The organism is Miniimonas arenae (assembly GCF_006351005.1).
Taxonomy (GTDB): Bacteria; Actinomycetota; Actinomycetes; order Actinomycetales; family Beutenbergiaceae; genus Miniimonas; species Miniimonas arenae.
Map to the genome: position 1 here is coordinate 1 of NZ_VENP01000147.1, position 1006 is coordinate 1006.

Here is a 1006-nt window from a genome sequence, read left to right on the forward strand (position 1 = left end):
GATCGGTAGCGACCAAGCAACCGTTCGTCTCGAGGACCTCGACGTTGACCAACGCTACGGCGTGCGTGCGCGCGCCTTCCACAGCTGACCCCTGCCCGCGCTGTGATCTCCTCCTGGGGCTGGAGGGTGTGGTCCATGTCGAGGGCGTCGAGCGCACCGACGGCCACATGCGCGTGGAGGTCTCCACGCCGTCGCAGCTGATGGGCTGCCCGGACTGCGGGGTGGTCGCGCCGAGCCGGGGCCGGCGGGTCCGGCAGCTGCACGACGTCCCCCACGGGAGCACACGTGTCGTGCTGGTCTGGCGGNGGATCGCGTGGAAGACGATGTGGCGCGGGATCAAGCCCGTCCTGGAACACCTGGACGGTCAGGAGCAGCGGTTCGAGGGCGTGAAGAGCCTTGGGGTCGATGAGCACATCTGGCACCACGGCGACCCCAGGAGGAAGGGCCCGAAGGAGCTGACCGGGATGGTCGACCTCACCCGCGACGAGCAGGGACGGGTGCACGCCCGACTGCTGGACCTGGTCCCGGGCCGGTCAAAGAAGGCCTGCACCGACTGGCTCACCGCCCGCGGAGACGCCTTCCGCAAGAACATCGCCGTGGCGGCACTGGATCCGTTCGGGGGCTACAAGGCCGCGATCGATGAGGAGCTCGCCGACGCCGTCGCGGTCCTGGACGCCTTTCACGTCGTGAAGCTCGGCACCCAGGTCGTGGACGAGGTCCGCCGCCGCGTTCAGCAGGCCACCCTGGGCCACCGCGGCCGCAAGGGTGACCCCCTCTACGGCATCCAGACCATCCTGCGGGCAGGGGCGGAGAACCTCACCGACAAACAGCTGGACCGCCTCGCCACCGCGGTCGAGGCCGACCCCGCCCACGAAGAGGTGTACGTCGCCTGGCGCTGCGCCCAGGACCTGCGCGCCACCTACCGCGACAAGGACGCGACCAAGGGCCGTCGCCGGGCGGAGAAGATCCTGGACTCCTTCCACACCTGCCCCATCCCCGAGGTCGC

The 1006-nt window shown here is 70.1% G+C and carries 1 protein-coding gene; it reads left to right on the plus strand.

The annotated features are described in order from the left end of the window. Positions 1-44: 44 nt before the first annotated feature. Positions 45-1006 (plus strand): transposase (locus FH969_RS15020; RefSeq protein ID WP_139988021.1); only part of this gene is annotated, 962 nt, incomplete at its 3' end.